Below are 14,430 nucleotides of genomic sequence, written 5' to 3'. Positions count from 1 at the left end.
GGATTACCTCCAGACAACATAGTCAAGAGCTTCCAGCGCCCCGGTCAGAACCCGAGCGATTTCAACCCGTTCATCTTCGGTGACGGGTTCGTCGTCAGCCCAATTTTGAAGACGTTGCGGATAAATGATCCATCCATCCTCGTCGTTGTCGCCAAAGCCGCGTTCGATGGCAATTTCAACCCGCCCGTTAGGCACGGTGATTTCGGCCTTGTTTCTATCCATAAGCCGGGTTCGGACCTCACCGGAAAAAACACCGTCAATTCGGGCTTCAAAATTCTGCGCTGCGCGTAGAATTGATAAACGATCCACCATCAGTAATCCTCATACATCCAGGCAAAGGTTTGTCTTAGTGCGTTCTGCGCATTTGAAATCGCACCGGTCGCGAATTTGTAGCCCGCAAAAAGGATCACCGCGATCAAAAGCAAGCGAAACAACATGCATCAGCTCCTTTCGATCGGATGCACTTTCCAACGCATCGTCTTCATTTCAACGGTCGCCCGAGCGGCGAGATGGGCTATCGCCTCGGCAAACGCAGCGTTTTCCTCTCGGCTAGGCACGCCGAGAGTGGCAAACTGATCCTTTTTCACGCGCGCCGAATACTGTGCCGTACTTGAAATCGCGGCCCCGCCGCCGCGTCCTCGGGCGCCTTGCGCGACATTGACACTGGAGCCGGTCATAGTCTCGATCTGCTCACCGAACAGGTCCGAAGCAAACTCATTGGTTTCACGCTCGGTATTGCGCAGAAAAATCTTAGTGCCGCAATTCCCCAACATGTTCAGCACCGGTTCTTTTCGATCCGTCTGCTTAAACAGGGCGTTGAGGTTCTGGAACGCTACGATATTCGCATGATTGGATTGCCGGGTGCGTTCGAACGCATCCGCATCTCCGCGACCTTGGCCGGTGGTAAAGAATGACTGGAACTCGTCGCACAGGAAGAAAGATGGGCGCGATTTGTCCCGGCGTTTAAGGACTTCGCGGTAGAATTCCAACTTAATGAAGGTAGAGACCACACGGGCCATAACCTCTTTGTCGGCTATCGGCATGTTGACGTAGAGAAGACCTCCATCGTCGATGATATCTCCAATACTGGCTGTCGACTGCCCCGAGAACAATTTGTCGTATGGTGGTGTCAGGAAGGTACCCAGCATATTTGACACAAAACTACGCACTGTGCCGCGCGTGTCGGTCGGCATGGTGAACCAAACTTCGTGAAAGAAATCGAATGTGCGGGCAACCTCGATATTGCTGTCGTATATTTCGTCTGCGACCTGCCTGGCCCATGCCTCGACCTTTTCGTCAGACATCGCGGCCTCATATATTTCGATCAACGACGGTGGCTCATCCGGGCGCGCGAAGCGGAGCAATGATATCAGGTTTTGCACAAGCCGCTTTGTGTTATCGACCCAGAAAGCATCATCTTTGCCGGAAGGACTCAGGATTTCCATAACCGCCGCGAAACGCCCGGCGATCTCCTGTGCGTCATCGTCGGTATCCAGCGGGTTCCAGCGCATCGAAATCTTTGGCTTGTCGGGGTCGATCACATGCAGATCTCGCTTGCGGCCATGACGGGCAGCAAGAATTTCTATTTTGTCGGCAAAGTCACCTTTGGGATCAAGGATCAACCCGGCTGCTGGCTTGCCTGCCGCCTCTGTCGCGCCCAGCAGCCCGTCCAGAAGGGCGTTCAGAACACAGACAGTTTTACCTGTGCCCGATTGTCCAAAGATGGCTGCGTTTTTGTAAAAGTCGCTGACATTCCAGTCGTAACCACCCGCGCGAAATGTCATCGGGCCGGTGACTTCAACGGCATCCCGCTCCTCTTCGGCGCGTTCCTGCACCAGGCTGGACGTGTCGCGGGTTTTCACGCCCGAGATTTCCATCTCTTCATCAATCTGGTGACGCAAAACCATGGCTTCACGCAATCTGCCTGCCCCGAAAAGCGCAACAATAGGCGTAGCTAGGATGGCGCCGAATCCGATCCAATAAAGCGGCGTTCTGAGAACCGAAAGTGGCGCAAAAAGGTCCCAGTCGGTCAAAACGGCAAGGCCAACGGCGCTAACCCCGATTGTCAGCACATTGCCCAGCGCGCCGACATATCGGTTGATACGGATCAGGTAACGCTCGACGCTTTGTTGAACAGAAGGGCCGGCATCGGCGTATTTCCAGCGATACTTCGCATTCGAATAATCAGCATAGGGTTTCGTAAGGCTCCAGGTCGCCGAAGCCAGGCAGCCAAAAAACAGGACAACAAGAACCATCCGCAAAAAATCATCGTCACGGAACCCTGGAGCGACAAGATGAATGCAGAAGCAAATGCCCAGTGACCCAAAGAGACTTGCCCAGAATGTGACCCCCGCTTCGGTAACGTCGGAAGAGCTGATCCTGTGTTTCATCGCGATCAGCCTCCCGATGCGGTCTTACGCACGGTTTCCAACAAGGCGTCGATTGCTACGTCTATCGCTTCGTCCGGGGCATCCCGCCCACGGCCGACGCCTTCGGCGGACGCGGACAAAATCTCGTCCCCTGCGACTGTCCATTCCCCACCAAGGTTCACGTCGATCCGCGCTGTTTTGACCGTTGTACTGCCAAATGTGTTTTCGCGTTCCTGCATCTCACCAACCCGAAGGATCAGATGAACCGCAGCGGATTCACGCGTCTCAACTATGTTAAAGCCGTCTTGCCTCAGGCCGGTGCCGAAAGCTTCCAGAGCGTCATCGGTCGGGCCGAATCCTTCGGCGCTCAGATAGATTGGAACAGTTCGGGTCAGCTCTTTCTCGTCGGTGGCAACTGCAACCTCACGAGCCTTGGCAAGTGCGGCATAATCCGCCTTCTGACTATCGGACATCCGGCTTTGGTCAAACGGTTGGATCGCATCATAGCTTTTCAGAACATCGTCGCCGATTGCCGATGGCCCCCCAGAGCGAACCGAACTCATTGTGTCTGACATTGCTTTCAGGCGGCGATCCGAGCGTGCCAGTGCAGCTCCGGCTTCCTGTGCCAGCTTCAACGCTGCAGTCTGTTCCGGGGTTGGCATGTCGACCCCACCGTGTCCCGTGACCACAGCGGCCAAGTCCACAAGGCGTTGATGTTGCTCAGCGGTGGCTGTGGTCAACGTCAGGTCCGTTGCTTCCGCAACCAGATCGCTCAATGCAAATCCCGCAGCCTCAGATTTGGCGCGCGCAATCGTCTGCGCCTGTTCGGGGTTCGCCCGTGCGGTGTCAAAGGGCGTCAGGGCACCGACCGCAGAAATCAGATCAGCGCGCCCTTCCGCGCCACCCCCAGCAGCGCTTTGCACACTTATAGCCAAAACATCCAGCCGGGCATCGCTGTCTTGAACATCCGACCGTGCCGCGCGGGCTGCTTCCAGCATGTCGTGTTGATCCGGGCTCAGCCGGGCAATGTCCAACTGCTCAAGTGCCGATGCCGCAGCCAGCGCTTCGACTTGGGGCGCGCCTCCCGATTTCGCAGCGTTTGCCGCCGCGACAAGCCTACCGATGCGAATGTCGCTTTCCGCGATCGAGGCCGCCGCGGCCTGTGCCTCAGAAACGATCGGTACGACATCCCGCCAACGTTCGCGGGCTTCGTCGTAGTCACGCATATCCGAACGCGCCTTGGCCAGAGCGGCAATGTTGGCCGAGGATGGCTGATCCTTGAACGCCGCATGAGCTGCAAGCAAGCTGGCATAGCGGGCCTCGGACTGCGCATGCGTCTGTGCGCAGGATTGCGCGTCGGTCAATTTGGACTGACCATCCTGAAAACAGGACGCATAAGCATAATCAGTCGCCTGCAGAATAGAGACCGCATTACTCATCAAAGCGCAGCTTTCACCCCGTCGGGGTTCCGACTTGGCAGCATCCACCGTCACAAAGAACTGGTTGAAACGCCCGACAACTTCAAGTGGAACACCGCCCTGATTTTGATTACCTGACGGCTGAACGGCAGTAACGTTTCGGGGAACCGAACTGCCCTGAACGATTGGCGCCGCAAGTTGGGTATTCCCACCAGGGCCGCAACGCACCAGAGCCTGCTGATTGCTACCTCCGCCCGTATTCTGCGTGCTGCCCGTACCTGGGGCTGATCCGCCGACAGGTGGTAGTGTGTTGCCAGCCACTTGCTGATTAGGGTTTGTGTTGGAGCCGCCGCCCCTTCCGGAAAACACGGCAAGCGCGGTCATCAGGACCGCAGCAATTGTCGTGAAACGAAACGGGCGTGATCGTTTCCAAAGTTGGACAGCTTGGGTTCCGAGGGACATCCGGTGGTTTCCTCAGAGATGTTCAGCGTAATAAGTGATGTCGTCTTCTTCGATCCGCATCAGCGTTTCGTTGTCGATCTGGTCGATGTCATCGACCTCGTCCAGATGTTCAGCAATCCGCTCGGCCTGAATGGGCTGCAAAGCTTCAAAGAACTGACGCACTTCACGTGCATTGCCAAAGTTCTCGTCTGCGTTTCGTGCCAGATCGTCAATCACCTTCCGGGCTTCGTCGCGCGCATCCTCGGTCATGTTGAAGCCGTTCTTTTCGACCAGACTTTCGAATATCTGAAACAGCTCGTCACCTCCATAAGAAGGGAATTCCACCGTCCGCGAAATCCTTGACTTCAGACCCGGGTTGGCTTCGACAAAACGACGCATCTCGGTCGTGTACCCCGCGAAGATGCAGACCAGCCGCTCCCGATGGTCCTCCATGAGCTTCAGCAAAGTATCGATCGCTTCCTGACCGAACGGATCGGTCTTCCCGGTCGCGCCTCCACCACCTGCCAGCGTATAGGCCTCATCGATGAACAGTACCCCATCCAACGCATCTTTCACCTTGTCCTGAACAAGACGCGCCGTATCACCCAGATGGGTTCCGACCAGCGCCGAACGATCAACCTCGATCAGTTTTTCCTTGCGCAGCAATTTCAGCTCGTAAAGCAGTCGGCCGATATACCGCGCGATGGTCGTTTTGCCAGTGCCGGGCGGGCCAGTGAAAACCATGTGAAAGGTCAAATTGGACACAGGCAGATCGCGATCTTTCTTGAGCGAAACGACGCGGGCAAAATCGACCAGGCGAAAAATCTCGTCCTTGACCGGTTCCAGACCGATCAATTCGTCTATCTCCTTGAGAATAGGTTCCAACCCGTCGCCCCGTTTCGGGCCACTTGCACGTTCCGAACGTCGCCGTCTGCGAAAACCTTCATCCATACTCACTACTCCAGTTGATCATCCATATGGCGAATTACGTCCCGGCTGATGATCTTTCGGCGATACGCCTCTTCATCATCTGCGCCGCGCACAAGTTCCACCAATTGTTCTGCTACTCGTCGGCAGCTTTCTGCATTGTCAAAGTTGTCCGCGGCACGATCGCGAATCTCTGCCATCAAACGCCGGGCCTGTCCGGCGGCTGTATCGTCTTCCAATGCCCAACCTACGTCTTCAAGCCGCTGTTCAAGAAGCTCGACCAGCGTATCGTCAGGCAGGTCATCGAATTTGAAGACACGGGTTGTCAGCTTGCTCAACCAACGCAAAACATCGCTCGCGCGCTGTAAGCTTGCCGCATCTTTGGTCGACGCAGTCATCGCGACGAACACTCTTTGGGGATGCTGGGTCAACACATCCAGCAAGCCCTGTCCGAAATCCTCTGCCGGACCGGGTCCGCCATACCCGTCATCTGCCAACAGCCATCCGGCGTCTTCGATCAAAAGGGCTCCGCCCACCGCTTGTTCGGCTTTGGCACGCGCCAGCTGGGCGGCAGACCCGAACTGACCCGAGCTCAAATCCGTTTTGCGGACAGTGACAATATTTGCAGTTTCCAAAGCGCCCTTCCCGGTCAACATCTGGGCCGCAGAAACGGCAGCGGTTGTCTTGCCGGTCCCACTGGGCCCCGCAAACAAAGCCAGTAAAGCCGGAGACTGAGTGCCAAACGGGTTTTCGGGGTCTTCTTCCGCCGGGCCAATCAGCCGGACCATGATGTCATCTTCCGTGGCCTCGACGCCCTCAAGCGCAGCAAGTCTGGCGCGTGCATCGGCAAACAACTTCGCCCTGTCTGCATCGCTGAGCTTACCGCGCGACCCGCTGTCGCCGGCGGTGTTTTGTTGCGATCTCGCTGCGGACATGAAACCAAAGAATGACGCTGCGCCAGGTATCCTGGTCAGACTGTTGAGCCACCCGAAATTCCAGGCGAGGGTCAGCAGAACAACCGCCCAAAGCAGGATTGCAATCACCATCATCCAAGACCCCATTGCGCCTCCGATAAGGCGAAAGGCCAAGACTCCGACAAGGATCAATCCTGCGATCCTCAGTGGCAGGGGAACCATAGACAACGCACGCATCGCTTCGCAGCCTTAGAAACCGGGAGTGATCGGAAGCAAAAGCTGATCACCCGGTGCCATAGTGGGCCACGCAATCGACGCCGCGCCGCTTTCCAATGCGATTGTGATACCGCCGCCGCCATCCTTGACGCCGGTCACCAACACCTGACCGTCAGCCGGATAGGGAATGGCAAAGGTGGTGCGCGCGTTCAACGCCATCACCTCGATCGGGATGGAGCTTGTACTTTCGAACCGCAAGATATCTCCGTCTTCAGCATGTGTGTCCCAAAGGGTCACCCACGCCAATTGCAGGCCACCCTGATTGATCTGTTCACGTATTTCCTCGCGCGCTTCCTGGCTCACGTTATCGGGCATCGAAGCAATGGCGTCGTCCACCTCGTCAGCACCGACCAACCGAACCGGCAAACCCGGCGAAGCAAGCAGGGCCTGATGACTCTCGATCCGAGACTGTGACTCAGCTTCGGTTATGGTATCTCCACCACCGCCTGCGCCCCCGAAAACGGTAAAGGCACCAATTGCGACCGCGGCGACCGCAACAGCAGCGGCAGCCAGCCAACCACCACGACCGCCAGAGCCAGTTCCGCCGGTCTTGCCTTGGCCGCCTGGTGGCGTTTCAGAATTACTGTCGGGTTGCTCAGATTGTGCTTTTTGCTGGAGATTGCCACGTATCCGAGGCTTTTGACGTTGACGCTCACGTCGATCAGTCATTTTAACTTTTTCCTGGTTAACAATACGAAACGAACTTACCGAAACCCTTGCACGATCGGGGTCTCAAAAAAAGTCTTGCCAGACATATTAAACTACGCAAAGCTGAACGCTGAATAGTTAGTCTGTCAAGAAAATATATGTTTTCAGCGTCTTGACATGTGGGTTAAGGGTCGCTGCGGCGCGATGTGCCGGTGACTCAATTGTTTAGGGGTAATCGTGCGCGGTGCGTTTTTTTCGGTAGTTCTATTCACCACATTCGCGTGGCAAAGTGCGAATGCGCAAATGGTTTCAGACAACAGTGCAACGTCGGGCTCAAGCGTTTCATTTGAAGCCAGCAGCGACTATGTTCGAAACAATGGGCTAGATGTACGGGTATTGTTCGTCAGCAAAGGGGCTGGTGCGCAACGAACGGCTAGCGTCGAGTTAAAGAACACGCTCGATACACCGATCTGGCTGGCCCTAATCGGACCCGCGCCAACAGCTGTCGACACAAACGGAGCAACCTACCGCGTCTCACAGATTTCGGGATTGGGTTCCTGCAGTAATCTTGACGCGCGAAATGTCGATAACTGCATGACAAACAAAGGTAATTACATGCCAAGCTCGACACTCACCAAGCTGGCGCCGGGGTCTGCGTCTTTGGTCAATTTAACCCTGCAATCGTCTAGCGGAAGCACGGCGGATGAAGGTTTCCTGAGCCTGACAATGAACGCAGCGATGGGGAGCGGCGACACGCTACCCGATGCAGGTGATCGGAACCTTGTGGCGATCCCCGTTAGTTTCCCTCTGATATCTCTGGAGCCCAAATGACCAAACTCCTCACGCTCGTCTGTGCATTATTCTGGATGGCGTCCCCCTTGGCGGCACAATTCACCGGTGGCGGATCAAACGGCGGAAGCTCAAGTGGCCTTGGCGTTCAGGACCAAGGCGAGAACGCAACCGATACATTCGGAGGCCTGACTTTTCAGGTCCAGCGTCTTGTACGGGATCCGGCAAACAACAATGCGTTCCGGCTTATCTTACGGGTGGTGGATACCGAAAAACCCGGACGCCGTGTTGCTTTGGTCCAACCGGCGGCAACTCTGGTCGATGAGTTCGGGAATATCTACTACGTCGCGAATTCAACAGGCATACCGATTTGTACGCAACAGGGACGGCCTTGGAACCTGGATACAAAAAACTGCGCGTATTACATGAAAGAAACACCGATTATGATGACCCCGGGTCAGCCTCTGCCGGTTGTTTTCACCATCCTGCCCTATGAAGGCGCATTTTCTGCAGAACTTGCACAAATGGCTTCCACAGCATCTTTGACCGCACGGATTGCGTATTATTCCTCCGACCTGAAATCGCAAAATTTCCACGATGTCGTAATCAACGGTATCCAGCTGCCTCAAGGAAACTCGTAATGATCATCCGCTCTGCTTTGTTTTCGATAGCCTGCGCGGTCAGCATTTTGGCAGCCACTCTGTCTAATGCTGCGGAAAGCATCGATCAGGCCGTTGAACAAATTGCCCAAAAGTTCGTGTCCTCCCAGACGGGCGCCGAGGTCACGAAAAGGGTTGCCGTCACGGCCTTTATCGCCAATGACCGGAAAACCACACAGATGACCAGCCTGCTGATGATCGCACTGACCGGCAAGATGGTGCAGCACGGGAACGGTGTTTTTCGTGTGATAGAAAGGGCGCAGCTTGAAAACGCCCTGCAGGAAATTCAACTGTCCGAGATCGATCTTTTCAATCCGTCGTCGGCAAAGGAATTCGGAAAGTTCCTAGGTGTCGATGCACTTGTGGTTGGGGAAATTACGCCTCTGTCTGACCGGGTTCGTATCGATAGTCGCCTGATCGATGTCGAAACAATTGAAACCCTGGAAGTCGCGAGTGTCTGGGTGCCGCTGACGCCAACCGTTCAACGTCACCTGGATACAGCAGTAAAGCTGTCAAGCTCGAACGTGATGGGTGGGCCACCAGAACCCGATAAGCGCAATGGCATCTGGAAAGGCAATGGCAGCTGCGGTGAAGTCACGTTTGGCGTGGCGATTTCAGTGCTGGTGAATCCAGACAACACGCTGACGGCAATGCAAACTTATTACCCGGCGCATAATGGATCAAAAATTGAATCAGGCGTTTTGTCGATGGAGGGTACGGTCGATGAAGTGAGCGGCGATTTTCGCCTGACGCCGCGCGACTGGCTGTATCAACCGCAAGGTCACCAGGGAATTGGCTTTAAAGGAACTTTCAACATCGACCGCGAGGAAATCGTAGCGCAATACCTTCAAGAAGGCTGTGGAGAAGTGCGCCTGCGCAAGCAATGACCCGATGGATGGCCATTAGAGGACAGAACCATGACCAAAAGCATTTTGAGCAGCGCGTCCGCGCTTGTAATCGGTACAGCTATAGCCCTCACAGGAACCGTAGAACCGGTGCATGCCGACGACAAGCTAAAGGATGCGCTCCTTGGCCTGGGTACGATAATCATCCTCAATGAGGCCAACAAGAAAAAGAAAGCAAATCAGACGGCTCAATCTGGCGGCGGACAGAAAGCGTCCGGTGGATCAGGTGGAGCAAGCCAAAGCACCAGCGTCGCTCAAACACAACGTGCACTGACTGAACTTGGCTATGATCCCGGCCCGGTCGACGGGCAGATGGGCAATAAAACCAGGTTGGCCATCGAAGCATTTCAAGCGGATGCCGGATACCCGGTCACCGGAAGCCTTTCAGTAGAGCAATCTGCTGCCCTCAACAGCGCCTATTCGGCCCTGTCTGCGCCTGCTGCACCCGGTCAGATGACGCAAGCTTCTACTTATGAAGCGCAACTGTACCTCAACAAGCTGGGCTATAATGTCGGCCAACCCGATGGCGTCTGGGGACCCCGGTCGCAGGCGGCATTGGACAATTATCGCTTGGATGCCGGGGTTCCGGCCATCGGAAACCTATCTGCAACAGATATCGAAACCTTGCATACGCAGGTTCACGGGACACCGCCCCTGAATCTGGCTATGGTCGCCCCGGGCAATCTGGCGATCGGCGGCGCACCCGGCATTGGATCGGGGCAATCAGCTTCACCCGGATTGCAGCTTGACCAGATCTCCTCGCCGGGTCTGGGTGCGGGTCTGGCTCTTGGCAGTGTTCCGGCCCCCGCCGGGCTGGGGCAAAACAGCGGGTCCGGTCTGGGCGGACAATCTGGCCTTCCGGCAATTGCAGGATCGTCGGCCGCGCCTGCCAACAACGTCGGCAGCTCTGCCGAAGCACCGCCTCCGGCCAACGCGTCGGAATACGTGCACATTTCAGCTCAACCCGTTGAAGGTATGGAGAGCGTCGACCGCCGGATCGCCCTGCAGATGGTCAAGGCCCGCCCTGCCCTTTTGCAAGATATGAACAATGTGCAGACATGGTTCCGGCAGGATCACCCGCACAGCGGGCAACCCACGGCTCTGCGCAAGGCCTATGACGCAGGCAACAAAATCGAGCGCGAAGACATCTTGCGCAAATTCCGCGATGATCTTCTGGCGGAAGCCAGTGCAACCGACGCGTTTTCGGCGCAATCTCCTCAGCCGGTTGCCCTCTACCAGCCGGTCAATTTCGGGTCCTATTTCGATGGTCAGGGCCTAGAGCTGACCGGGCGGGACATAACCGACTTCGTCTGGCAATATCGAACGCCGTACCTTTCGTCCTACGCGACCATGCGCGCCCAATTGCCTGGCACCGGAGTTTTGAAGATTACGCGGGACGAGGCTGCGCAACTGATCGATTTTGTGCAGGCAAGCAAACAGCGCCTGTTCCGTGTGGTCTGGGGACAGGTTCTAAATGTCGGTGAAGATGAAACAGTTGCATCCTTTGCCAAGTCCAGCGGACAGTTTGGTGAACGGGACGTGGCGACGACCTTCTCGGTAGACCAGGTTACGCTGAATCTGGCCGAAGCTGCTTATTCGTCACAGCCTAAGATAAACCGCACGCTGTTTACTTTCGATTTGACAAAAAAGCAGAAACGTAGCGCCGGTGTACCGGTTCTGACATATCTGCATCAGCGAAATGTACCCACCATGAACGGGCACCTGCTGTTGTCGAACGGTACGAACGGTCAGCAGGTACTCGAGGAAATCAGACCGCAATCCCGGCAGATTACCGCAGGCGCGATGGACAAGCTGTCTTATCTGACATGGCTGAAACTGAACCCAGACTTCGCCGAAAAAGACATGAATTTCGTATCTGTCGCAGCGCGTGTCATGACCGAAGCTGAAAAGCGTCAGTTTTTCGGAGACGGTGCGCAACATATCCAATACGTCAATCAGGGTGTGTCCTATGCCGAACTAAGTAGTTACGGACAGAACGTTTTTCCTGACGAGTTTGCCGCGCAAGACGCCAAGCAAGCATTTTTGACGTCCTACTATCCGCGGGTCATCTCGACCATACCGGAATGGCCGGTCCCCGTCATTCAAGTCATTGGGGGGCGGCTGGGATCGTATAACTTTGAAAACCAGTACTTCCCGATCAGCTATGACGGAACATCCTCTGGCCAGAATTTTGCTCCGCGCGTTGTCGATATCACAGGCAGCAACAATCGCTCGACGCTGGTTTCGGCCGATCGGCTTGCAACTCTTCCGGACAGGCTTGAGGTTTCAGCAGAGCAGGCCCGCGCGCTGCGCGAAGCGATGGGCGGAAACAATCGTGTTTATCTTGCATGGACCGCTGCGTTTGACATGAACGAGGACGGTTCAGAACTTGAGCTTCAGTTCGACCCCAGTTCGAACCACCAACAGCAGACAGGGATCCGCCCGGGGCGGGCAACGCTGAATCGAATTGCCTTGTTCAGAGACCCGCAACTGACCCAAACGCTGGAAGAATACGACCCGGAAGCCATGGTCCAGAACCCAAGGTTTAGCGCACCTGCAGTGCAGGGAGAAGGCCCGGCAGCCATTCTGGCCAATATGAAGCTGGCCGAACCATATCAGCTACTCAAGAGCGCTGTTAATCTTATTGGCGATGACAATGTCCAGGAAGCGGTCATCAGATCACACCAAAGCGTAGCCAACGCGAACGAATTCCAGGTTGATGAGAAAATTCTGGAAACCAGGAACTACTGGTCCGGCATTGAAACCGGGGACGTTTGGTTTCAAGGGGCGGCGACTCTTGGTCGGTATGACCGCGAGAACGGGCTATTCCCCTTTGCCGAAAACAACAGTCAAAACATCCGTCTAACAACGGGAAACGAGAATCCGTTTCGCGCTCAAACCATTCCGCAACTGACTGCTGCACACCTGTTCGATCCATTGGAAATCGAAGAGGATGTCGCACGAGAGATTGTTTCGGGTGAGTTGCGAAACATCCAATACTTCGTGCGGGCACGTCCTTTGGCTGCCAGTGTCGCGGATGAACGCAATCAGCGGTTTAATCTGATGCTTCAGCCCATGGAGGTTATCTATGTCCAGCCGCAGCTCGGGGCCGCGCAGGTTTTACAGCACAAGAAATACGACGGTGCCGAGAATTTCTTTGCCGAGAATTTCGCTGCATCGGATTTCCCCGAATTAAAGCAGCGGATACCATTTGATCTGGCAACTATTCAGCTTCTTCGCGTCAAGTCGATGAGTGACGATGAGCTGGACGCCAGCCTTGAAAATCTGATGGCCGAGACATTTTTCTACGAAAGCCAGCGCGACAGCTTTGTGCCAACGGGGTTCTTTAACGATATCAAGTATTTCGAGGCCGACAAAATCGCATTGTATCGGGATAGGTATCGGAACTGGATTAAAGCGCGCGCCGAAGCACTTGGGACATCGTTCACTCTGACCCACGGGAATGACGTGTCGATATATCAGTGCGGTCAACTGGCTCTGCTTCGTCAGGAATATGACGTGCCGGGGCAATGGGGGCTCGACACCTCAACCATGATCTCTGACGCAACGCGTGTGATCGAGGCATCTATGTCCGTCGGAGAGACTAAGACCTTAACGGACCACCTTTATTTCATGGGGGCGATCGAAGCCAACAGCCAAGCCTGCAATCAGCAAGCGCTGATGGGTACGTTGTCGTTGGAAGGTGTCGGTCTGGTTCAAGCGCAAGCAGACAACCAACCTTACAGATATCAGACACGCCAAATTGAGTTTGAATTGACTAACGTCGAAACAATGGCTGGGAAAAACGGAGTCCAGCTTTACAAGTTAGAGGGGATGGCGACCGAGACACGGTATTTCGACACCAGCGCACGCTATATCGCGGGGCTGACGCCAACCTGGAAAATCGAAAACGCCGAAGGGCTTGCAAAACTCGCCAAGGAACGCGAAGCGCAAGTCGAAGAGGTGGCCTTTGCGCCTTCCACCGAGAGCGAGAACCTTTGGCCTGACATCGTTGAGGTGACTTTTTCGGATTCGAACCGCGATACTGTTGGAATTGAAATCGGTATGTCGATGGAACAGGCCGAAGCCGTTATCGAGGCTGAGTTCGATATCACAGTCGCCTTTGAAACAACCGTTCCTGCGGGGATCAGTGAACCAGCGCTGGAATATGGCCGAACCTATTTTGTCAACGGAGACAACCAGGCCATAACGCTGATGTCCTTTGGTCCGACTGGTCCGGTTATTGCCGTCAACAGGCATCTGTTGCGTGACGATGCGCCATGGCCACAAGAAGCCGTCACCGCTTCCTTAATTGACAAATACGGTCCCCCGATTGCGCGGGCTTCTGATGACAGTTCAATGGTGTGGGCAATGTCCGAAGACTGTGCCTCGTTGCCATTGTCCGCATCTGATCAACTGAAGTTCGACCTACTGGAGCCAAACAACGCAAAAAGCGATTTCAACAACGCGCTGACCGCAGCGACCATCCGGTCTATCGCAAGGATTGGTAGTGGGAATAGTCAGTTCCTAAGCGACAAGGCAGATTGTGGAAACGTGTTGGTATACTCATCCGAGCTGCTTTCGCCTGTGGATGGATACCACGGTATTTTCACCTTTATGACTGATCTCAACGCGGTGGACACTGTTACTGGTGCATTGAAAGTGGAAGCCCCGAAAGAACCCAAGATCAAGTTTTAGTACCAACATTCTTTGCAGGATCTGTTGCAAACTTTGACCGATTGACGCTGTGTTCACATGCGAATGAAAGAGGCTTGGGTTTATCTCTATCGAGCTGACGACCTGCGCCATTGCCAACTCATTCGAGCTCGCTTGGATACAGCCTGATCAAGTGTCCATCACGCATTCGTTTCGAATGCGTAGTTGCGCCTGGGGTCGAAGGTGTCAGCTCTTGAGTTGCGATAATGATTGATCGAACGCTACTAACCCTTAGTTGTGAATTTTTGCTCACCCTATGCTCTACATACCGCCCAGATTATGCACGCCTGAACCACTTGCGCCTGCATCAACGAGCATCGACAGCCAAAACCTTGCAACAGATCTATCATGCCTTGGTCAAAGACTAA

The 14,430-nt window shown here is 55.0% G+C and carries 11 protein-coding genes; 4 read left to right on the top strand and 7 right to left on the bottom strand.

Annotation, left to right across the window (positions count from 1 at the left end; genetic code table 11):
• Positions 1-3: 3 nt before the first annotated feature.
• The 7 genes from ACP0GE_RS01620 to ACP0GE_RS01590 all read right to left on the bottom strand — a co-directional run bounded on the left by ACP0GE_RS01620 (position 4) and on the right by ACP0GE_RS01590 (position 7,014).
• A complete protein-coding gene (locus ACP0GE_RS01620; RefSeq protein WP_424830254.1) occupies positions 4-312 on the bottom strand; it encodes a hypothetical protein in 309 nt (102 codons plus the stop codon).
• Entirely contained in the window at positions 312-437 is a 126-nt protein-coding gene (locus ACP0GE_RS01615; protein ID WP_424830253.1) for a hypothetical protein, read from the bottom strand. Before ACP0GE_RS01615 ends, ACP0GE_RS01620 begins: the two co-directional genes overlap by 1 nt.
• A 3-nt stretch (positions 438-440) precedes the next feature.
• A complete protein-coding gene (locus ACP0GE_RS01610; RefSeq protein ID WP_424830252.1) occupies positions 441-2,255 on the bottom strand; it encodes a type IV secretory system conjugative DNA transfer family protein in 1,815 nt (604 codons plus the stop codon).
• Positions 2,256-2,395: 140 nt separating this feature from the next.
• Positions 2,396-4,249, bottom strand: coding sequence for a hypothetical protein (locus tag ACP0GE_RS01605; RefSeq protein WP_424830251.1), 1,854 nt, complete (start codon positions 4,247-4,249; stop codon positions 2,396-2,398).
• Between the two features lie 12 nt (positions 4,250-4,261).
• Positions 4,262-5,179 carry an AAA family ATPase gene (locus ACP0GE_RS01600; protein ID WP_424830250.1) on the bottom strand — a complete coding sequence of 306 codons (918 nt, stop codon included), beginning with the start codon at positions 5,177-5,179 and terminating at the stop codon, positions 4,262-4,264.
• Positions 5,180-5,184: 5 nt separating this feature from the next.
• Complete coding sequence (locus tag ACP0GE_RS01595; RefSeq protein ID WP_424830249.1) at positions 5,185-6,204, bottom strand: AAA family ATPase; 1,020 nt, start codon at positions 6,202-6,204, stop codon at positions 5,185-5,187.
• A gap of 114 nt (positions 6,205-6,318) precedes the next feature.
• Positions 6,319-7,014, bottom strand: a complete 696-nt coding sequence (locus ACP0GE_RS01590) for a hypothetical protein (protein ID WP_424830248.1) — start codon at positions 7,012-7,014, stop codon at positions 6,319-6,321.
• Positions 7,015-7,587: 573 nt separating this feature from the next.
• Between ACP0GE_RS01590 and ACP0GE_RS01585 the strand changes: the two genes are divergently transcribed.
• From ACP0GE_RS01585 to ACP0GE_RS01570, 4 genes are read left to right on the top strand one after another with little or no spacing between them, the layout of a single operon-like run.
• Positions 7,588-7,824: a hypothetical protein gene (locus tag ACP0GE_RS01585; RefSeq protein ID WP_424830247.1), complete on the top strand. Its 237-nt coding sequence runs from the start codon at positions 7,588-7,590 to the stop codon at positions 7,822-7,824.
• On the top strand, positions 7,821-8,423 hold the full coding sequence (locus tag ACP0GE_RS01580) for a hypothetical protein (protein WP_424830246.1): 603 nt from the start codon (positions 7,821-7,823) through the stop codon (positions 8,421-8,423). Before ACP0GE_RS01585 ends, ACP0GE_RS01580 begins: the two co-directional genes overlap by 4 nt.
• Entirely contained in the window at positions 8,423-9,328 is a 906-nt protein-coding gene (locus ACP0GE_RS01575; protein ID WP_424830245.1) for a CsgG/HfaB family protein, read from the top strand. The genes ACP0GE_RS01580 and ACP0GE_RS01575 overlap by 1 nt, the downstream gene beginning before the upstream one ends.
• Positions 9,329-9,358: 30 nt before the next feature.
• Entirely contained in the window at positions 9,359-14,044 is a 4,686-nt protein-coding gene (locus tag ACP0GE_RS01570; protein ID WP_424830244.1) for a peptidoglycan-binding domain-containing protein, read from the top strand.
• Positions 14,045-14,430: the final 386 nt, after the last annotated feature.

It is taken from the genome of Ruegeria sp. (genome assembly GCF_965243365.1).
GTDB lineage: Bacteria > Pseudomonadota > Alphaproteobacteria > Rhodobacterales > Rhodobacteraceae > Ruegeria.
Note: the sequence above shows the minus strand (reverse complement) of the source record. Positions and strands in the feature narration are given on the sequence as shown.